General features: G+C 65.4%; 15 protein-coding genes. 7 read left to right on the top strand and 8 right to left on the bottom strand.

The genetic code is table 11. The annotated features are described in order from the left end of the window. Positions 1-82: 82 nt before the first annotated feature. A complete protein-coding gene (rhaS, locus tag ABID26_RS13030; protein ID WP_124996133.1) occupies positions 83-1,078 on the bottom strand; it encodes a rhamnose ABC transporter substrate-binding protein in 996 nt (331 codons plus the stop codon). A gap of 54 nt (positions 1,079-1,132) precedes the next feature. Beyond that, entirely contained in the window at positions 1,133-1,942 is an 810-nt protein-coding gene (locus tag ABID26_RS13025; RefSeq protein WP_292304365.1) for a DeoR/GlpR family DNA-binding transcription regulator, read from the bottom strand. A 185-nt stretch (positions 1,943-2,127) separates the two neighbouring features. Between ABID26_RS13025 and ABID26_RS13020 the strand changes: the two genes are divergently transcribed. The 3 genes from ABID26_RS13020 to ggt all read left to right on the top strand — a co-directional run bounded on the left by ABID26_RS13020 (position 2,128) and on the right by ggt (position 7,711). Further along, positions 2,128-4,230: a bifunctional rhamnulose-1-phosphate aldolase/short-chain dehydrogenase gene (locus tag ABID26_RS13020; RefSeq protein WP_354415715.1), complete on the top strand. Its 2,103-nt coding sequence runs from the start codon at positions 2,128-2,130 to the stop codon at positions 4,228-4,230. Between the two features lie 164 nt (positions 4,231-4,394). Continuing rightward, positions 4,395-5,687 (top strand): L-rhamnose catabolism isomerase, encoded by a 1,293-nt coding sequence (gene rhaI, locus ABID26_RS13015; RefSeq protein ID WP_354415712.1) that lies wholly within the window; start codon positions 4,395-4,397, stop codon positions 5,685-5,687. A 284-nt stretch (positions 5,688-5,971) separates the two neighbouring features. Next, positions 5,972-7,711: a gamma-glutamyltransferase gene (gene ggt, locus ABID26_RS13010; RefSeq protein WP_354415709.1), complete on the top strand. Its 1,740-nt coding sequence runs from the start codon at positions 5,972-5,974 to the stop codon at positions 7,709-7,711. 1 nt (position 7,712) lies between these two features. Here the strand turns inward: ggt and ABID26_RS13005 are convergent, their stop codons facing one another. The 3 genes from ABID26_RS13005 to ABID26_RS12995 all read right to left on the bottom strand — a co-directional run bounded on the left by ABID26_RS13005 (position 7,713) and on the right by ABID26_RS12995 (position 11,429). Then, positions 7,713-8,060 carry a hypothetical protein gene (locus ABID26_RS13005; RefSeq protein ID WP_292304902.1) on the bottom strand — a complete coding sequence of 116 codons (348 nt, stop codon included), beginning with the start codon at positions 8,058-8,060 and terminating at the stop codon, positions 7,713-7,715. Positions 8,061-8,217: 157 nt separating this feature from the next. After that, positions 8,218-9,564, bottom strand: a complete 1,347-nt coding sequence (locus ABID26_RS13000) for a sigma-54-dependent transcriptional regulator (protein WP_292372178.1) — start codon at positions 9,562-9,564, stop codon at positions 8,218-8,220. Beyond that, positions 9,561-11,429, bottom strand: coding sequence for a sensor histidine kinase (locus ABID26_RS12995; RefSeq protein WP_354415705.1), 1,869 nt, complete (start codon positions 11,427-11,429; stop codon positions 9,561-9,563). Before ABID26_RS12995 ends, ABID26_RS13000 begins: the two co-directional genes overlap by 4 nt. Positions 11,430-11,665: 236 nt before the next feature. On the opposite strand from ABID26_RS12995, the gene ABID26_RS12990 reads away from it, so the two are divergent. Together ABID26_RS12990 and ABID26_RS12985 are read left to right on the top strand one after the other, a co-directional pair. Next, complete coding sequence (locus ABID26_RS12990) at positions 11,666-13,000, top strand: dicarboxylate/amino acid:cation symporter (RefSeq protein WP_292300761.1); 1,335 nt, start codon at positions 11,666-11,668, stop codon at positions 12,998-13,000. 130 nt (positions 13,001-13,130) lie between these two features. Continuing rightward, the gene (locus tag ABID26_RS12985) at positions 13,131-13,712 is read left to right on the top strand and encodes a histidine phosphatase family protein (protein ID WP_354415702.1); all 582 of its coding nucleotides are present in this window, start codon (positions 13,131-13,133) and stop codon (positions 13,710-13,712) included. Positions 13,713-13,964: 252 nt separating this feature from the next. On the opposite strand, the gene ABID26_RS12980 is transcribed toward ABID26_RS12985, so the two are convergent. Continuing rightward, on the bottom strand, positions 13,965-14,729 hold the full coding sequence (locus ABID26_RS12980) for a pseudouridine synthase (protein ID WP_354415902.1): 765 nt from the start codon (positions 14,727-14,729) through the stop codon (positions 13,965-13,967). Between the two features lie 259 nt (positions 14,730-14,988). Here ABID26_RS12980 and ABID26_RS12975 point away from each other — a divergent pair, with 259 nt between their 5' ends. Beyond that, positions 14,989-15,855 carry an ABC transporter substrate-binding protein gene (locus ABID26_RS12975; protein ID WP_435528575.1) on the top strand — a complete coding sequence of 289 codons (867 nt, stop codon included), beginning with the start codon at positions 14,989-14,991 and terminating at the stop codon, positions 15,853-15,855. A 13-nt stretch (positions 15,856-15,868) separates the two neighbouring features. Beyond that, positions 15,869-17,890: a Fe(3+)-hydroxamate ABC transporter permease FhuB gene (gene fhuB, locus ABID26_RS12970; RefSeq protein WP_435528574.1), complete on the top strand. Its 2,022-nt coding sequence runs from the start codon at positions 15,869-15,871 to the stop codon at positions 17,888-17,890. 97 nt (positions 17,891-17,987) lie between these two features. Here fhuB and ABID26_RS12965 read toward each other — a convergent pair whose 3' ends face one another. Then, a complete protein-coding gene (locus ABID26_RS12965; RefSeq protein WP_354415693.1) occupies positions 17,988-18,530 on the bottom strand; it encodes a hypothetical protein in 543 nt (180 codons plus the stop codon). Positions 18,531-18,565: 35 nt separating this feature from the next. Continuing rightward, a complete protein-coding gene (locus ABID26_RS12960) occupies positions 18,566-19,006 on the bottom strand; it encodes a hypothetical protein (RefSeq protein ID WP_126102065.1) in 441 nt (146 codons plus the stop codon). Positions 19,007-19,350 lie beyond the last annotated feature (344 nt).

Here is a 19,350-nt window from a genome sequence, read left to right as displayed (position 1 = left end):
CCGTATCAGGCCCTGAGAGAAGGTCCGTTTGACGTTGCGGCGGGACAATTGTCCCGCCGCACGAGCTTGAAGTCACCTGGGATCAATAGATCTTGGAGAACTTCTCGATGTTGGTCTTGTCGAACTGGAAGGGCGGAGCCATCGCAGCCGAGTTGGTGTCGTCGAGCGTCACCTTGCCGACGCGGCCGATCGACAGCGTGGCGCCGGGCTTTGCCTCTTCCTTCTTCACCGCCAGGTCGTGGGCGAGGTAGATCGCCGAGTAGCCGAGGTCGATCGGGTTCCACAGCGCGACCGCCTGGCTGGCGCCGTTGTCGATGAACTTCTTGAACTCCGACGGCAGCGCCAGGCCGGTCACATTGACCTTGCCGATCAGGTTCTCGTCGGTCACCACCTGGGCAGCCGCGACAACACCCACTGTGGTCGGCGCGATGATCGCCTTGAGGTTCGGATAGGACTTCAAGAGGCCCTTGGCTTCGTCGGTGCTCTTGGCCGAGTCGTCATCGCCATAGACGGTGGCGACCAGCTTGATCTTCGGGAACTTCTCCGGCAGCACCTTCTTGGCCGCTTCGATCCAGGCGTTCTGGTTGGTCGCGGTCGAGGATGCCGACAGGATCGCAACGTCGCCGCCTTCCGGCAGGTAGTCGGCGGCGAGCTTGATGATGGTCTCGCCGATCAGGTTGGTGTCGGACGGGTTGAGGTGAAGCTGGCGGCCTTCCTTGGCGACGCCGGAGTCCCAGGAGATCACGGTGATGCCGCGATCCATTGCCTTCTTCAGCACCGGCACCAGCGCGTCGGCGTCATTGGCCGAAACGGCGATCGCGTTGACCTTCTGCGCGATCAGCGAGTTGATCACCTCGATCTGCGCTTCTGCCGTTGCCTTGGTCGGGCCGGTATAGATCACGTCGACATCGCCCAGTTCCTTGGCCGCTTCCTCGGCGCCCTTGTTGGCGGCGTCGAAGAAGCCGTTGCCGAGCGACTTCACCACCAGCGCGATCTTGACGTTCTCGGCATAGGCGGCATTCACGAACATGGCGGCGGAAAAGGCCGCCGTTACCAGCAGTTTCTTCAAGAAGCTCATCGAATATCCTCCCTTGAGCGTTGCATTCCATCGCCGCTGCGGCGCGAGTTTTCCTCAGGCCTGCAGTGAAGATTCTTCCTTGTCGCTTGACTGTCTGCGGGCGACGACCAGCGCCACGCCGGCCGTCTCCAGCATCTTGGCTTCGCGGTCCTCGATGCCGTCGTCGGTGATCACGGTCGCGATGCGCGACAGCCCGCACAGGATCAGGCTCGAGCGCATGCGGAACTTCGAGGAATCGACCAGCACCACCAGCTCGTCTGCCTGGTCGATCAGCTTCTGCTCGGCCTGGATCAAGAGCGGATCGCCTTCCATCAGCCCGAGCGGCCCCAGGCCTTGCGCGCCCATGAACATGCGGCGCGCATAGAAATTGCGCGTCACGTCATTGTCGAAGGGCGACAGGATGATGTTCTGCTCCCGATAGATCGTGCCGCCCGACAGCATCACCGTGTTCTTCGAATGCTTGAGCAGATGCTCGGCGATCGGGAAGGAATTGGTGAAGATCGGCATGCGGCGGCCGGTCAGGTAATGCACCATCTGGAAGGTTGTGGTGCCGCCATTGATGATGATCGGCTCGCCATCCTGGCAGAGGTTCACCGCTTCCCTGGCGATCGCCCGCTTCTGCGCGGCGTTCAGCGTTTCGTTGACCGAGAAGGGCCGGCCGGCAAGGCCGATGAACTGCGGCGGCGAGATCGCCTCGGCGCCGCCACGCACCCTGCGCAGCCGCTTTTGCACATGGAGCGCCGCGATGTCGCGCCGGATCGTCGCCTCAGACGAGTCCGTCAGCTCGACCATTTCCTGCACCGTCACCACAGGCTTTTCCTGGACGGCGGACAGAATGATCCTGTGGCGCTCTTTTTCGTGCATGGTTCCTCCCTGCCTGACCATCAGGCACCAGAAAACGCGCAGTGTCAATCATTTCCGATCACATATTTTCATTGTGCAGTGCAATATGATCGATCTTGATCGTTTGTGATTGACAAGAGCGCCAGTTGCGTAGACATTCCCGTCAAAATGGACTGCGCCTTTTTGCGTCCCAAGGGAGGATACCTATGCTCGACAAGCGCTCCGGCTCGCGCCTCGCCAATCTGTGGGACGATGCAAAAGCCGAAGGGATGAGCGGCCCCGAGCTTCTGGTCTATCGCTCGAACACGCTCGGCTCCGACAAGCGCGTCACCAACTATGGCGGCGGCAACACCTCCTCCAAGGTCTGGCAGAAGGATCCGCTGACCGGCAAGGATGTCGAGGTTCTGTGGGTCAAGGGCTCGGGCGGCGACAGCGCCTCGATCAAAAAAGACGGCTTCGCCACGCTCTACATGGACAAGCTGCGTGCGCTCAAAGGTCTCTATCGCGGCCTCGCCCATGAGGACGAGATGGTGGGCTACTTGCCCCATTGCACCTTCAACCTCAATCCGCGCGCGGCCTCGATCGACACGCCGTTGCACGCCTTTGTGCCGAAGGCTTGCGTCGACCACATGCATCCCGACGCCATCATCGCCATTGCCGCCGCCAAGGATTCCAGGGCGATCACGAAAGAAATCTTCGGCGATGCCATCGGCTGGCTGCCGTGGAAGCGCCCGGGCTTCGAGCTAGGCCTTTGGTTGGAGAAATTCTGCCTCGAAAATCCGGATGCCAAGGGTGTCGTGCTCGAAAGCCACGGCCTGTTCACCTGGGGCGACACGCCCAAGGAATGCTATGAGACGACGATCTCGGTGATCAACCAGGCGATCAACTGGTTCGTGCGCCGATCCGAAGGGGTCGCGATCTTCGGCGGCGAAGTCGTGAAGTCGCTCGACGCGCCGGCGCGCCGCGCCATCGCGGCGAAGCTGATGCCGCGGATTCGCGGCCTGATCTCGGAAAAGAGCCATAAGCTCGGCCATTTCGACGATCAGCCGGCAGTGCTCGAATTCGTCAATTCGAAGGATCTGCGCCCGCTGGCGGCGCTGGGCACGTCCTGCCCCGATCATTTCCTGCGCACCAAGATCCGGCCGCTGGTGATCGAGTTCGATCCGAAGAACCCGGATGTCGATGCCGTCATCGCGCGCCTCGCCGACGACATTGCCGCCTATCGTGTCGGCTACCAGGCTTACTACGACGCCTGCAAGCATGCGGACTCGCCCGCCATCCGCGATCCGAACGCGGTCGTCTATCTGATGCCGGGCGTCGGCATGTTCACCTTCGCCGGCGACAAGGCGACGGCCCGCATCTCCGGCGAGTTCTACGTCAATGCCATCAATGTCATGCGTGGTGCCTCGACGGTCTCCTCCTATGTCGGCCTGCCCGCGCAGGAGGCTTTCGACATCGAATACTGGCTGCTCGAGGAAGCAAAGCTGCAGCGCCTGCCGAAGCCGAAGGCGCTGGCCGGCCAGATCGCGCTGGTCACAGGCGGCGCCGGCGGCATCGGCCGCGCCACCGCCAACCGGCTGCTGCGCGAAGGCGCCTGCGTCGTGCTCGCCGATATCGACGAAGCGGCGCTCGCCGGCGCCCACGAAGAGCTGTCGAAGACCTACGGAAAAGATTTCGTGCGGCCGGTGCGGATCGATGTGACATCGGAGGATCAGGTGACTGCCGGCTTCGCCGAAACAGCGGTCGAATTCGGCGGCATCGACATCCTGGTCTCGAATGCCGGTCTTGCCTCCTCGGCGCCGATCGAGGAGACGACGCTGGCGTTGTGGAACAAGAACATGGACATCCTGTCCACCGGCTATTTCCTGGTTTCGCGCGAGGCCTTCCGGCTGTTCCGTGCCCAGAAGATCGGCGGCAACGTCGTCTTCGTCGCGTCGAAGAACGGGCTCGCCGCTTCGCCCAACGCCGCCGCCTATTGCACCGCCAAGGCGGCGGAAATCCATCTCGCGCGCTGCCTGGCGCTGGAGGGCGCGGAGGCGCAGATCAGGGTCAACGTCGTCAATCCCGACGCCGTGCTGCGCGGCTCCAAGATCTGGACCGGCGAGTGGAAGGAGCAGCGCGCCGCCGCCTACAAGATGTCGACCGACGACCTGGAAGAACATTACCGCTCGCGCTCGATGCTGAAGCGCTCGGTGTTTCCCGAAGACATTGCGGAAGCGATATACTTCTTCGCGTCCGACATGTCGGCCAAATCGACCGGCAACATCGTCAATGTCGACGCCGGCAACGCGCAGAGTTTTACGCGGTAAACTATCGACGGCGGCGCTGCCCCTCACCCTTACCCTCTCCCCGTGAAGAACGGGGAGAGGGGGACGCCAGCGCTGGAGCGCTTCCCTTCTCCCCGTCACTATACGGGGAGAAGGTGCCGGCAGGCGGATGAGGGGCAGCGCCGACGAATATTGGGGAGGATACAATGTCCGAACAGATCATCTCAGCCGACCTCGTCTCTAGCCACAACGCCGCGCGCAAGGCCGATCTCGAGCGCGACTATGCCTCGCTCGGCGAGCGCCTCGACCGGCGCGGCATCGCCATCGACGTCATTCGCGACAAGGTGGAGAAATTCGGCGTTGCGATCCCGTCCTGGGGCGTCGGCACCGGCGGCACGCGCTTCGCCCGTTTCCCCGGCGCCGGCGAGCCGCGCGACATCTTCGACAAGATCGAGGACTGCGCCGTCATCAGCCAGCTGACGCAGGCGACGCCCACCGTCTCGCTGCACATTCCGTGGGACAAGGCAGATCCGAACAGGCTGAAGCAGGCGGCCTCCCGCTTCGGCCTCGGCTTCGACGCGATGAACTCCAACACCTTCTCCGACGCCAGCGATCAGAAGCTCTCCTACAAGTTCGGCTCGCTGTCGCATGCCGATGCCGGCACGCGCCGCCAGGCGGTCGAGCACAATCTCGAATGCATCGAGATCGGCAAGACGCTTGGCTCGAAGGCGCTGACGGTGTGGATCGGCGACGGCTCGAACTTCCCCGGCCAGGTCAATTTCGCAAAGGCCTTCGAGCGTTATCTCGACGCCATGCGCGAAATCTATGCCGGCCTGCCGGACGACTGGCGGCTGTTCACCGAGCACAAGATGTACGAGCCGGCCTTCTACTCGACGGTCGTGCAGGACTGGGGCACCAACTACATCATCGCCAAGGAACTCGGCGACAAGGCCTTCTGCCTGGTCGACCTTGGCCACCACGCGCCCAACGTCAACATCGAGATGATCGTGTCGCGGCTGATCCAGTTCGGCAAGCTGGGCGGCTTCCACTTCAACGATTCCAAATATGGCGACGACGACCTCGATGCCGGTTCGATCGATCCCTACCGGCTGTTCCTCGTCTTCAACGAGCTGGTCGATGCCGAGCTTTCGGGCGCGAAGGGATTCAATCCCGCGCATATGCTCGACCAGAGCCACAACGTCACCGATCCGATCGAGAGCCTGATGCTGTCGGCCGTCGAGGTGCAGCGCGCCTACGCGCAGGCGCTGCTGGTCGACCGCAAGGCGCTGGAAGGCTTCCAGGAGGAGAACGACGCGCTGATGGCGACGCAGACCTTGAAGGTCGCCTACCGCACCGATGTCGAGCCGATCCTCGCCATGGCGCGGTTGAGAACCGGCGGCGCCATCGATCCGGTCGCCGCCTATCGCGAGGCCGGCTACCGGGCGAAGGTCGCGGCGGAACGGCCGGCGGTAGCCGGTGGCGGCGGCGGGATTGTGTAATCAACTTCTTCCGTCGATCCGACGGGCGAGGGCGGCGCTTGAGCACCCCCCTCCGTCCTGCCGGACATCTCCCCCGCAAGGGGGGAGATCAGCAGTTCCGCCGACGGCGCTGTTCCTGCAACATCGTCGATTGGCGAAAGCGACGGCGACGTCCAATCTCCCCCCCTTGCGGGGAGATGTCCGGCAGGACAGAGGGGGGTGTGACGGATCGCCAACCGTCACAATTGGCTGGACTCACCCACCCCAACGGTCTTTCCTAGGCGTCCCCCGCCAGGAGCCCCGCCATGCATCTCACTCGCCGGACGCTGATCGCCGTCAGCCTTTCGCTCACCTTTATCTTTGCACAATCGACCGCCATCTTCGCCGCTTCGCCCGCCCCGGCGAAGGGCGAGCATGGCATGGTGGTGACCGCCCAGCACCTTGCCACCGAGGTCGGCGTCGACGTGCTGAAGAAGGGCGGCAACGCCGTCGATGCGGCGGTCGCCGTCGGCTATGCGCTGGCCGTCGTCTACCCGAACGCCGGCAATATCGGCGGCGGCGGCTTCATGACCATCCGCCTCAAGGACGGCCGCTCGACCTTCATCGACTTCCGCGAGCGGGCGCCGCTTGCCGCCACCAAGACCATGTATCTCGACAAGGACGGCAAGCCGATCAAGGGCGCCAGCCTCGACGGTTATCTCGCGGTCGGCGTGCCGGGCTCCGTGGCCGGCTTTGAGCTGGCGCGCGAGAAATACGGCACAGTTTCGAGGCAGGACCTGATGGCGCCGGCAATCGCCTATGCCAAGGACGGCTTCGTCCTCAACCAGGGCGACGCCGCTTCATTTGCCGGCAGCGCCGACCGGCTGGCGAAGGATCCGGCGGCGGCCGCGATCTTCCTCAAGCCCGGCGGCAAGCCCTACGGCATCGGCGAGCAGCTCACCCAGCCGGATCTCGCCGCCTCGCTTTCAGCGATCTCGGAAAAGGGGCCCGACGCCTTCTACAAGGGGCCGCTTGCCGATGCCATCGTCAAGGCAAGCGGCGCCAAGGGCGGCATCCTCGCAAAGGACGATTTCGAACAATACGCAGTGCGCGAGCTGAAGCCAGTGACCTGCTCCTATCGAGGCTACGAGATCATCTCCTCGCCGCCGCCGAGCTCGGGCGGCGTCATCATCTGCGAGATCCTCAACGTGCTCGAAGGTTATCCGCTGTCCTATCTCGGCGCCGGCTCGGCCGAGACGGTCCATGTCATGGTCGAGGCCATGCGCCACGCCTATGTCGACCGCAACTCGGCGCTCGGCGATCCTGATTTCGTCGACAATCCGGTCTCGAAGCTGCTCGACAAGGACTACGCCAAGGACATCCGCGACAAGATCGACCCGTTCCGCGCCGGCGTCTCGAAGGATCTGATGCCGAAGGGTTTCGGTGAGTCGAAGGAAACCACCCACTATTCGATCATCGACAATGACGGCAACGCGGTGGCGGTGACTTACACGCTGAACGGCTCCTTTGGCGCCGGCGTGGTCGCCGATGGCACCGGCATCCTGCTCAACAATGAGATGGACGATTTCACCCAGAAGCCCGGCGTGCCGAACCTCTACGGGCTGGTCCAGGGCGAGGCCAACGCCATCCAGCCGAAGAAGACGCCTTTATCCTCGATGAGCCCGACCGTGGTCACGAAGGACGGCAAGCCGTTCATGGTTATCGGCAGCCCGGGCGGCTCGCGCATCATCACCATCACGCTGGAGGCGATCGTCAACGTCATCGACCACGACATGAACATCCAGGAAGCGATCGACGCGCCGCGCATCCACCATCAGTGGTTGCCCGACACCGTCTATGTCGAGCCGTTCGGGCTCTCGCCGGACACCGAGAGGCTGTTGGCCGGCATGGGCTATCACCTCGATCTCGGCGACCAGAGCTGGGGCCAGGCGGCCGGCATTCTGGTCGGCGGCAAGAGCCTGGCTGAGATCGAGAAGGGCGGCGGCGCCCGCTACAACGGCGCCATCGACAGCCGGGCAGCTTCCGGTGAAGCGCTGGGCTATTAGATCAGATCACCAGCGTAAGGGTCGAGCCGATAAGCATCACGGCGGCGATGGCAACGAAAAGCGCGTAGATGCGCGGCCGGTCGAGCAGCAGCGCATTGCCCGAGATCCAGGCGGCCGTGGCGCCGCCGAGCGCGAACAGGAAGCCGTTGCGATGGCCCCAGTTCATGGACGCAGCCATCAGGCCGCCGATGATCAGCGCGCCGAACACGATGATGACGGCTACGGCATATTTCTCGAAATCGCTGCCGCGGCCCATCGCCGGCCCCATCGCATTGAGATTGGGCAGATCGTCCGGATCGAAGGGGCTGGCCGAGCCGTATTCGTCTTGACCGAGGGATTCGCGCATCATTCGTTCTCCGCTGGGCGGCAACAAACCATCAACGCTCGCCGAGCGCAACCGGCATCGCCAACGCAGCCCTGCATTCGCCCATTGCCTGGTGCCGACGTGCCACGGTTTCCCGGCAGGGCTCAACGGCTGAGGGTGTGGCGCGGTTCCACGGCTTGATCTATCTGGAAAAATCGCTGCGCACGATGCCGTGCCGCTGCAGCTTGTCGTAGAAGGTCTTGCGCGGAATGCCGAGCGCCTCGATCGTGCGCCGGACATCGCCGTCGTTGCGACCAAGTGTCTCGCGGATGATCTCGGCCTCATAGCGCTCCAGCCGTTCCGGCAACGGCATTGCGGCGTCCGAATCGACCGGCTGAGGGGAAGGGCTGCCGCCGATCTCCTCCAATCCGAGCACGAAGCGCTCGGCGAAATGGGCGAGCTCGCGGACATTGCCGGGCCAGTCATGTTCTCTCAGATGGCGCTGGACGGCGGCCGGCGCCGCGGGCACCGTGCGATGGAAGCGGGCCGCGGCGCGCTCGGCGAAATAGCCGAACAGCAGCGGCACGTCGTCCCGGCGCTCGCGCAGCGGCGGGATCGAGAGCGTCACCACATTGAGCCGGTAATAGAGGTCCTCGCGGAAAGCGCCGCGCTGGCTCGCGTCGCCGAGATCGACCTTGGCGGCGGCGACGACGCGCAGGTCGACCGGCCGGACCTCGTTGGTACCGAGCGGCGTCACCTCGCGCATTTCCAGCACGCGCAGCATCTGCACCTGCGTCGAGGCCGGCATGCTTTCGATCTCGTCGAGGAACAGCGTGCCGCCGCTCGAATGCTCGATGCGGCCGACGCGCTTCTTCTGCGCGCCGGTGAAGGCGCCGGCCTCATGGCCGAACAATTCGCTCTCGATCACCGTCTCCGGCAGCGTGCCGCAGTTGAGCGCCACGAAGTTGCCCTTGGCGCGGCGGCTCCAGCGATGCAGCAGGCTCGCCACCACCTCCTTGCCGGAGCCGGTCTCGCCGGTCACCAGCACGTCGACATCGGTGTCCGCGATTTGCCTCAGCGTGCGGCGCAGCCGCTCCATCGCCGGCGTCTGGCCGATCAGCGGCAATCCCTCCTGCGCCTGCTCGGCCGCCTCGCGCAAGGCGCGGTTCTCCATCACAAGGCGGCGCTTCTCCGCCGCGCGCCATACACTTTGCGCCAGCCGGTCGGCGGCGAACGGCTTGGTGATGAAGTCGTAGGCGCCGTCCTTGATCGCCTTGACCGCCATGGCGATATCGCCATGGCCGGTGACGAGGATGACGGGGATATCCGGGTCGAGGTCGACCACGCGGTCGAAGAGCTGCAGTCCGTCCATCTCAGGCATGCGGATGTCAGACACCACGACGCCGGCAAAGCTCGCCTCGAGGCCGGCGAGTGCCTCGCTTGCCGAGGCAAAGGCTGAGACAGCAAAGCCGGCGAGCTCCAGCGTCTGCCGCGTCGCCTTGAGCAGGTCGCTGTCGTCGTCAATCAGGATGACCGGGTTGCCGTTCATGATGCCGCGCCGGCTTTCGAGAAATGGACGGTGAAGCGGGTGCCCTGCTCGCTGCTCGACACCTCGATGCGCCCGCCATAGTCGGCGACGATATCCTTGGAGATGACGAGGCCGAGCCCAAGCCCCCTTTCCTTCGACGTATTGAACGGCGTGAACAGCGACTTCAGGATCGCGGGCGGGATGCCAGGGCCGTTGTCGGAGACGATCAGCGCAACGCCGTCGGCGGTTTCGGACGCGGACACTTCGACCCGCGCGTCGTCGCGGCCCTCGAGCGCTTCCAGCGCGTTCTGGAACATGTTGATCAGCACCTGCTCCAGCCGCAGCCGGTTGCCCATTACTTTCAGCGTCCGCGGCGGCAGCGTGATCGCCAGCGCGTCCAGCCGGCCGGCAAAGCGGCTTCTGAGCAGCACCACGGCGCCTTCGATGACGCCACGCAGTTCGACCGGCTCGGCCGCCGTGCGGCCCTTGCGGGCGAACGCCTTCAATTCCTCGGTGATCGAGCCGATGCGCTCGGTCAGCGCGGCGATCGCGCCGAGATTCTCCTCGGCGGAATCATTCTGCTTGCGCTCCAGGAAGACACGGGCGTTGTCGGCATAGGCGCGGATCGTCGCCACCGGCTGGTTGATCTCATGCGCGACGCCGGCCGCCACCTGGCCAAGCGTTGCAAGGCGGTTGGCCTGCACCAGCTCCTGCTGCATGACCTGCAGCTTCGCCTCGGTGCTGCGATGATCGGCGATCTCGGCCTGCAGACGGTCGCGCGCGAGGCTGAGATCCTGCGTGCGCTCGACGACGCGGCGCTCCAGTTCGGCGCGCGCCGCCTGTTCGGCCGCGATCCGCATCTGGGCGGACTGTCGGCGCCACAACAGATAGGCGACTAAAGCGATCAACGGAACGATGACGCCGAGTGCCAAGAGCCGCATTTCGCGCTGGGCCGAAGCAATCGGCGCTTCGGCCGGAACGAGATAGTCGAGCCGCCACGGTGTCGAGGGCACGGCCGTGGACAGCCGCAGATATTCCGCGTCGCTGCCGCCAGGCGTGATCGCATGGACCAGCGTGACATCGGGGCTGAGCGGTTGCGGCCTCGTGATCGGCAAAGCTACGAGCGGAGCGCCGCCGAACTGCTGGCTGGCGCGGATGTCGGCAAGCACCGGGGCGGCCAAGGGCGCCGTCGTCATGAAGCGCCAGGAGGGCACGCTGGTGATCAGCACCACGCCATGCTCGTCGCTGACATAGGCCGGGCGGTTGGCCTCATGCCAGTCGGCCTCGAGCTGGTCGAACTCCATCTTGACCACGACGACGCCGAGCGGTCCGGCGGCGCCGTCGACGCGGCGCGAAATATAGAGGCCAGGGCGCTTGCTGACATTGCCGAGCGCGAAATACTCGGCCGTGCCGGATTGCATGGCGCCCGAGAAATAGGCGCGAAAACCATAGTCGTTGCCGACGAAGCTCACCGGCTCGCGCCAGTTGCTCGAGGCGATCGCGAAGCCGTCGATGCCGGTGACATAGAGCACCGAGGCCTTGGTGCCCGAGACCAGCCCTTCCAGCTTGCGGTTCAGCACGTCGATCGAGGCGGGGCTGCGCTCAGTCAGCGCGTCATGCACCTGCTGGTCTTCGGACAAAAGCAGCGGCAGCGCGCGCGGATTCTCCAGCACCGCGCGCAGCAACGCTACCTTGAGATTGGCATCGGTGCGACCCTGCGCGGACAGCGCCTCGATCTCGGTCGAGCGGCCGTAGAGCCCGGCGCCGTAGAGCGCCGCAAGCACGATCAGCAGCGCTATTCCCGCAAACAGCAGCCAGGCGCGCCGCGCACGCCCGGCGAGCAGTTCGGGCGTCAAGGAGAGGGCAGCGGCATGGCGTTGCAGCATACCGCATTTGTGCATGATTTCGCACAAAGCACAATTCGACCTATGCGGATCACCGCACGGCGCGCGAGAAAAATACGGATCATCAGGCCGAAAACCCCAGCGGAATCAATGAGCGCGGCTTCGAGGTGGAATCTGGCACGCACATTGCAAAGTCATCCGCAGCAGTCGCGAGGCTGTGGAGGTCAACTGCCCCAGGGAGGTCGAGCTTTCTCGATCGGGGCTGAACGGAGGATACGATGCAGACAGCTATCGCTGCCGCGGAACTGCGCGGCAAGGTTCCCTTTTATCGGCATCTCTATGTGCAGGTCCTGGTGGCGATCGCCGCCGGCATCCTGCTCGGCCATTTCTATCCCGACTTGGGTGCTTCGCTGAAGCCGCTTGGCGATGCCTTCATCAAGCTGGTCAAGATGGTCATCGCGCCGGTGATCTTCCTCACGGTGGCAACCGGCATCGCCGGCGTCTCCGACCTGCACAAGGTCGGCCGCGTCGCCGGCAAGGCGATGATCTATTTCCTCGTCTTCTCGACGCTGGCGCTTGTCGTCGGCCTGGTCGTCTCCAATGTCATCCAGCCCGGCGCCGGCATGCACATCAATCCGGCGACGCTCGACGCCTCGAAGGTCTCGACCTTCACCGAGAAGGCGCATGACACGACGATCGTCGGCTTCCTGATGAACATCATCCCCGACACCATCATCGGCGCCTTCGCGCAGGGCGATATCCTGCAGGTGCTGTTCTTCTCGGTGCTGTTCGGCGTGGCGCTGGCGTTGGTCGGCGAGCGCGGCCGCCCGGTGGTCGATTTCCTGCAGGCGCTCACCGCGCCGATCTTCCGCCTCGTCGCCATCCTGATGAAGGCGGCTCCCATCGGCGCCTTCGGCGCCATGGCCTTCACCGTCGGCAAATACGGCATCGGCGCGATCGCCAATCTCGCCTTCCTGATCGGCACCTTCTACCTGACGTCGCTGCTCTTCGTGCTGGTCGTGTTGGGTGCGGTGGCATGGTATAACGGCTTCTCCATCCTGGCGCTGATCCGCTACATCAAGGAAGAGCTGCTCCTGGTGCTAGGCACGTCGTCGTCGGAGGCAGCCCTTCCCGGCCTGATGGCCAAGATGGAACGTGCCGGCTGCAACCGCTCGGTGGTCGGCCTGGTCATCCCGACCGGCTATTCCTTCAACCTCGACGGAACCAACATCTACATGACGCTGGCAGCGCTGTTCATCGCCCAGGCGACCGACACGCCGCTGACCTTCGGCGACCAGATCCTGTTGCTGCTCGTCGCCATGCTGAGCTCCAAGGGTGCCGCCGGCATCACCGGCGCCGGCTTCATCACTTTGGCCGCCACGCTGTCGGTCGTGCCTTCGGTGCCCGTCGCTGGCATGGCGCTGATCCTCGGCGTCGACCGCTTCATGTCGGAATGCCGGGCGCTCACCAACTTCGTCGGCAATGCGGTTGCGACCATCGTCGTGGCGCGCTGGGAAGGCGAGCTCGACCAGAAGCAATTCGCCGCCGCCATGGCCGGCCAGTTGCCGGAAGAGGCGGACCTGGCGCTGTCGGGCGGTCTCCAGCCAGCCTGATTGGTCAGGCATCCTCCCGAGCCTGGATAGGCCGTGGCGCTCGCCGCGGCCTGTTCTTTTTGTCGGCCGCCGCATAGGGTGGCGCAGGCCGGCATCCTTCCCGGCGCATTCGAGCGTGAGGGGCCGGCGAATGAGCAGCGCGTTTCCCGAGATCTACCTTGCCCGTCATGGCGAGACGGAGTGGAGCGCCTCGGGCAAGCATACCGGCCGCACCGACATTCCGCTGACCGCGAAGGGCGAAGAGGCCGCGCGGGACGTTGCGGAGCGTCTCAAGGGCTTGACCTTCGAAGCCGTCTGGTCGAGCCCGTCGCAGCGCGCCTTCGACACCTGCCGGCTTGCGGGGTTCGGCGAGCGCGCGGTGAAGAAGGCCGACCTGCAGGAATGGGACTATGGCGCCTATGAAGGCGTGACGACGAAGGAAATCCTTGGCCAGCGCCCCGGATGGAACGTGTTTCGCGACGGCTGCCCGGGCGGCGAGACGGCGGCCGATGTCGGCGCCCGGGCCGATGCCGTCATCGCCGGGCTGCGTGCCGTCGCCGGCAATGTGCTGATCTTTTCGAGCGCGCATTTCCTGCGTGTGCTTGCCGCCCGCTGGATCGGTCTGCCGCCGCAGGGTGGCGCGCATTTCGTGCTGGATACCGCGAGCCTCAGCGTTCTAGGCTACGAGCATGATCTGACCGAGCCGGTCATTCGTCGGTGGAACCGGGGATAATCCGGGCTTTATAGCAGATCGACCCTGGCGGTTGGCCGAAACGCTTTTCGTCATCCACGGGCGGAGCAAGGAGCGAAGCGACGCGGCGCAGACCCGAGGATCCATTTACCTATCAGCGTTGCAGCGATGCAGAACGACCCCTGTCTCGCACCGTCTTTACCCCTTGCGCGAGGGTCACGGAATGGATCCTCGGGTCTGCGCGTCCGCTTCGCTCCCGCTCCGCCCGTGGATGACGAAGCTGAGACGTTTCGGCTAGACTCTGACCATCGCCAACTCTTCGGCCGTCAGGTGCCTCGCCTTGCCTTTCGCCAGATCGCCCAACTGCAGCGCGCCGATCGCCACCCTGACCAGCCTGAGCACCTCGATGTCGAAAGCGCCGAGCAGGCGGCGGATCTGCCGGTTGCGGCCCTCGTCGAGCATGATCTCCAGCCAGGCGGTGCGTCCGCCGCTGCGCAATAGCTCGATCGAGCTTGCCGTCAGCAGCTCGCCGTCGACGACGGCGCCTGTACGAAAACGCGCAAGCATCGCTTCGTCCGGCATCGAAGCGATCTGCACGTGATAGGTCTTGGCGACATGCGAGGCCGGATCGAGCAGGCCGTTCGCCCAGCGCGTGTCGTTGGTCATCAGGAGCAAGCCTTCGCTCGCCTTGTCGAGGCGGCCGACCGGCGAGACGAAGGGCAGGTCGAGGTCGGCAATGCAATCATAGACGGTGCCGCGCCCTTCGGGATCGTCGCGCGTGGTGACCAGGCCGCGCGGCTTGTTGAGCATCAGATAGACCTTGCGCTCGGCGACGATGCGCTCGCCGTCGACGGTGATGCGATCGCGATCAGGATCGACGCGTAGCGACGGATTGCTGACCACCTTGCCCATCACGCGCACGCGCCCCTCGGCGATCATCTGTTCGGCCTGCTTGCGCGAACAGAGCCCGAGCTTCGACAGCGCTCGGTTGAGACTGACCTTGGGAGCCGAAGCGGCTTGCTTGGCTTCCGGCCGCGCGTGGATGAACTTGCGTGTCATTCCCGCGCAGATGCCATGCATGGCAATGGCCACGCAAGCCGGCATCGTCCCCTATCCTTGACCCGTTAGTCGTCTTTCAATGTTGACTATTGAACTCATGTTTCATAGTCACCGGCATCGACGATGGATTTTCGAAAGTCGCCATGTGGCAGAAGGAGCGGGGATCGTGACGAACAATCATGGCCTCGCGGGCACCATGCCGGATCGTTCGCCGACGCCCGGCACGAGAACCGACGTGCCACAGGGGCAGCCCTCCCGCATCACCCGGCGCGCTGCGCTAGGGCTCTTCACGCTGCCTTTCGCGGGCATTCGGCAGGTCGCCGCGACGTCGAGGCTGCCGCGCATCGTCTGCCTCGACGATGGTCTGGCCGAGACCTTGCTGATGCTGGGCGTCAGGCCGGTCGCCATCGCCGACCGCAAGGTCTGGGAGGACTGGGTGGTCGAACCGGCGCTGCCGCCAGAGGTCGCCGATATCGGCACGCTGCTCGAGCCCAATCTCGAATTTCTTCAGCAGCTCAAGCCGGACCTGATACTCAGCAGCCCTTATCTGGATGGCATCAAGCCGCTGCTCGGGCGCGTCGCGCCGGTGACGACCATCGGCATCTACGGGGAGAACGGACAGCCCTATCGCAATGCCGTCGAAGCCACGCGGAAACTCGCTCGCCTGGTCGGTAAGGAGGCCGAAGGCGAGGCGTTGATCGAAGCGACCGAGGCAAGCTTGGCAAGGGTCGGGCGGGAGTTGGCGCCGTTTGCCGCCAGGCCGCTCTATGTCGTCTCCTTCATGGATCCGCGCAATGTGCGCGTCTATGGCCGGATGAGCCTTTTCCAGGATGTGTTCGACCGCATCGGCATCCGCAACGCCTGGACCGCCGAGACCAATTACTGGGGGTTCTCGACCGTCGGCATCGACGGCCTGGCGACGATGGATGAGGCGCGTCTTGCCTATCTCGAACCTTTGCCCGCGGGAGCCGGCGGCACGCTGACCGAAAGCCCGGTCTGGAACGCGATGCCCTTCGTGCGCAGTCGCTCGATCATGCGCCTGCCTCCCGTGCTGATGTTCGGAGCGCTTCCCGCCGCTGCCCGCTTCGCCCGCCTGCTTGCCGAAGCGATGACCGCCCATGGCTGAGGACGCTGCCGGCATGGTGCAGAGCCGCACGAGCTTCGCCGGCGCGGCGGTCTCGCGCGCGGGCGGCTGGCCGCTTGGCGCCATCTTGCTCAGCGCGGTGCTCGCCGCGTTTGGCTTGGCGGCGTCGGTCGCCAACCTTACCGCGCAACTGCCGGCGTCGCTCTGGTTCGACGCGACGTTCAGGCCCGACATCGACGACATGCGGCAGGTGCTGGTCCACTATGCCTTCCTGCCAAGGCTTGCCGTCAGCCTGCTCTGCGGCGCGGCGCTCGGCCTGGCCGGTACCATTCTGCAGCAGGTGCTGCGCAACCCGCTGGCCTCGCCCGAAACGGTCGGCGTTTCCGCCGGCGCCTATCTGGCGCTGGCGCTTGCCACGCTCTTCGCGCCCTCGCTGCTCGCCTTCGGGCGCGAATGGGTGGCGCTTGCCGGCGCCTTTGCGGCGTTGGCGGCCGTGCTTGCGCTCTCCTGGCACAAGGGCCTGTCGCCGCTTTCCGTCGTGCTCGCCGGCCTCGTCGTCAGCCTTTATGCCGGAGCGATCGGCGCAGCGCTTGTCGTTCTCAATCACGAATGGCTGGCCGGCCTGTTCATCTGGGGCGCCGGCTCGCTCGGCCAGCAGGATTGGGTGACGACGCTGTGGCTGCTGCCGCGTCTGGGCTTCGCCGCGCTGGCGACCGGCCTGATGACGCGGCCGCTGACATTGCTCGGCCTCGAGGACGAAGGCGCGCGCAGCCTCGGCCTGCCGCTTGGCGTCTATCGTTTCGCCGGGCTCGGCATGGCCGTGGCGCTCATCGCCTTCGTCGTCGCGGCCGTCAGCGTCATCGGCTTCGTCGGCCTCGCGGCCGCGGCACTTGCCCGTATCGGCGGGGCGCGCCGGTTCGGTCAGCGGCTGGTCGTGGCGCCGTTGATCGGCGCCGCGTTGCTATGGGCCGCCGACCAGGGCGTGCAACTCGCAACCGGACCGCGGGGCGACCTGCTGCCGACCGGCGCCATCACCGCGCTGCTCGGCGCGCCGCTGCTGCTCTGGCTGCTGCCTCGCCTCAGCCTCGGCGCTGAACTTCCGGTGCTCGCCGCGGAGCGCCTGCCCAGGCTACGGCGCCCTGGCATGCTGCTCGCGGTATTGGGCCTCGCCATGCTCGTGGCTCTGGTTCTTGCTCTCTCTTGCGGACCCGGGCCGGAAGGCTGGAGCTTCGCCGTCGGCGATCAGTTGCAGCCCTTGCTGTCCTGGCGTTGGCCGCGCGTGCTTGCCGCCCTGTCCGCCGGCGCCATGCTGGCGCTCGCCGGGCTGATGATGCAGCGTCTGGCCGGCAATCCGATTGCGAGCCCCGAGGTTTTGGGCATCAGCGCCGGTGCCGCGCTCGGCATGGTGGTGGCGATGTTTGCCGTCTCCGATCCAGGCCGTCCCCTGCAGACCATGGCTGCCGCCATCGGCGCCTTCGCATCTTTGTTTGTCGTGCTTGCCATCGGTCGCCGCGCCGCCTACGCGCCGGAGCGGCTCTTGCTTGCCGGCATCGCGCTGACGGCGCTGTTCGACGCGCTGATCCTGGTGCTGACCGCCACCGGCGATCCGCGCGCCATGCTTCTCATCAACTGGCTGACCGGCTCGACCTACGGTGTCGATCAAGGCTCGGCGGTCCTGACGGCGTCGATCGCGCTTTGCCTGCTGCTGATGTCGCCGCTGTTCATCCGCTGGCTCGACATGCTGCCGCTGGGCGCGCCGGCGCTGCGCTCGCTCGGCGTCGATGTGGCCAGAACCCGGCTTCTGGTGCTGCTGATGGTCGCCGTGCTGACCGCCGCCTCCACGCTGATCGTCGGTCCGCTGACCTTCATCGGCCTGATGGCGCCGCACCTGGCCCGCCGCCTCGGCCTTGCCCGCGCCTTGCCGCAGGCCGTCGGCGCCGTGCTCGCCGGCGCGCTGATCATGGTTTCAGCCGACTGGATCGGACGCACGGCCATCTTCCCGCGCCAGATCCCGGCCGGCCTCGTCGCCACGCTCATCGGTGGTCCGGTGCTGATGTGGCTGCTGCGCCGCCGCTGATCGCTCGTCTGCGGTGAAGAGGTGGCCGTACCAGCGCGCCCATGCGGGGGCGTTTCGGTGAAGTAGAAGCGGACGGGACGGTCGGCGTGGCGCGAAGTCACGGTTCCGGCGGCGCGCTCAACCGCCGGTAAGGGACGCCGTCGAAGGTTGCCGTCACGAAGCTCTGCACCGACATCCTGCGCTTGCGGCCGTCGCTGCATGCATAGACCGGCCAGCCGGCCTCGCTGCATTCGCTGGCCGCGCAGATGCGCGCAAGGCAGTTGCCGACGGTGAGCCGGAAGCCGCCCTTGCCGGCAAAACCTTGCAGCAGGCTGCCGTCGGCCGAGCGCCATGTCCGCTGGCGAAACTCCGGCCGCAAAGTCAGAGGTTCGAGGGGGACGGCGAGGTTGGCCGTACCGGTACGCGCCATGAGCTGAAGGCGGTAGCGGGCCATTCCGGTCGTATAGGCCGTCACCAGGTCGGACTCACCCAGATAGGCGGCCGCCAGGTCGGAGTTGTCGGTGAGATGAGGCAGCCGCTCGCCCGCTTCTGTCGGCCTCACCAGGGCAACCAGGGCGGCAAAGGCCAAGCAAGCGCGCAACATCTCGATTTCCAGCAGCCATGCATATCCGGCGTGCCAGCGCCCCCGGCTGCCTTCCATACCATCCCGCCAATTGGTTCGCGGTGCAAGCCGCCTCAGCCGGTAGGGGACGGCGGCAGCTCGAACAGGGTGGCGCCGTTCTCCCGCCCCCGGTCGACATAGCCGATGACCCGAAACCATCTTGCGACGTCCGGTCCACGCAGCCAGCTGCGCGAGTGTACGGGAAGGTTGCCGGCGAGCGCCTGGATATGGCGGATGTGGCGCTTGCAGAAGCGAACGGTTGCCGCGCTGAAGAAGTCCTCCTGTGCGGCAAACAGCGTGTCGGCCGCGTCGCCGTGCTCATGCCAGGCGATGATGGCGACGGCCTTGTCGTCCTGGACCAGCGCATGAGCCCGGCCTTCCTTCAGGTTCATCATCAGATTGTCGTAGGCGGCCTTGCTGTCCTTGCCGGCCGCCAGGTACTCGTCCGACATTCGCTTGGACAGGCCGCGGAAAACATCCTCGAGGTCTCCGACCGTCGCTGCGCGCGCTCTCATTTCTCCTCCAAACAGCCCGGGAGGCAGTTTGCCCTATCGACGGGGGATCACCAAGCAAAGCAAATCCGCCGTCGGGCCGATGCGCGCAAATGCATTTCACAATGCCGTGATCGCCGTGCCGCGCTCGTGCGGCGCGCCGGCTTGAGATCGGAACGGCACCACCCCCTTATCACGCAATCAGTAAGGTCGTTGAGCGCCAGGGCCCGACATTCGCAACGACCGCAGATCCTTGCCGCCGAATAGATTTTGGATTATGTCCGCGCCTAATGGACACAGGTGTACATTCAAGCTAAGTTCGCACCGCGCGAAGGTCGACGGCCTTCGTCAATCTGAGCAGGATGGAA

It is taken from the genome of Mesorhizobium shonense (assembly GCF_040545255.1).
GTDB classification, from domain to species: domain Bacteria; phylum Pseudomonadota; class Alphaproteobacteria; order Rhizobiales; family Rhizobiaceae; genus Mesorhizobium; species Mesorhizobium shonense.
This window is presented reverse-complemented; position numbering and strand designations above follow the sequence as displayed.

Coding starts and splice junctions, on each gene's coding strand:
- rhaS (WP_124996133.1), bottom strand. CDS start 1,078: ATGAGCTTCTTGAAGAAACTGCTGGTAACGGCGGCCTTTTCCGCCGCC.
- ABID26_RS13025 (WP_292304365.1), bottom strand. CDS start 1,942: ATGCACGAAAAAGAGCGCCACAGGATCATTCTGTCCGCCGTCCAGGAA.
- ABID26_RS13020 (WP_354415715.1), top strand. CDS start 2,128: ATGCTCGACAAGCGCTCCGGCTCGCGCCTCGCCAATCTGTGGGACGAT.
- rhaI (WP_354415712.1), top strand. CDS start 4,395: ATGTCCGAACAGATCATCTCAGCCGACCTCGTCTCTAGCCACAACGCC.
- ggt (WP_354415709.1), top strand. CDS start 5,972: ATGCATCTCACTCGCCGGACGCTGATCGCCGTCAGCCTTTCGCTCACC.
- ABID26_RS13005 (WP_292304902.1), bottom strand. CDS start 8,060: ATGATGCGCGAATCCCTCGGTCAAGACGAATACGGCTCGGCCAGCCCC.
- ABID26_RS13000 (WP_292372178.1), bottom strand. CDS start 9,564: ATGAACGGCAACCCGGTCATCCTGATTGACGACGACAGCGACCTGCTC.
- ABID26_RS12995 (WP_354415705.1), bottom strand. CDS start 11,429: ATGCTGCAACGCCATGCCGCTGCCCTCTCCTTGACGCCCGAACTGCTC.
- ABID26_RS12990 (WP_292300761.1), top strand. CDS start 11,666: ATGCAGACAGCTATCGCTGCCGCGGAACTGCGCGGCAAGGTTCCCTTT.
- ABID26_RS12985 (WP_354415702.1), top strand. CDS start 13,131: ATGAGCAGCGCGTTTCCCGAGATCTACCTTGCCCGTCATGGCGAGACG.
- ABID26_RS12980 (WP_354415902.1), bottom strand. CDS start 14,729: ATGACACGCAAGTTCATCCACGCGCGGCCGGAAGCCAAGCAAGCCGCT.
- fhuB (WP_435528574.1), top strand. CDS start 15,869: ATGGTGCAGAGCCGCACGAGCTTCGCCGGCGCGGCGGTCTCGCGCGCG.
- ABID26_RS12965 (WP_354415693.1), bottom strand. CDS start 18,530: ATGGAAGGCAGCCGGGGGCGCTGGCACGCCGGATATGCATGGCTGCTG.
- ABID26_RS12960 (WP_126102065.1), bottom strand. CDS start 19,006: ATGAGAGCGCGCGCAGCGACGGTCGGAGACCTCGAGGATGTTTTCCGC.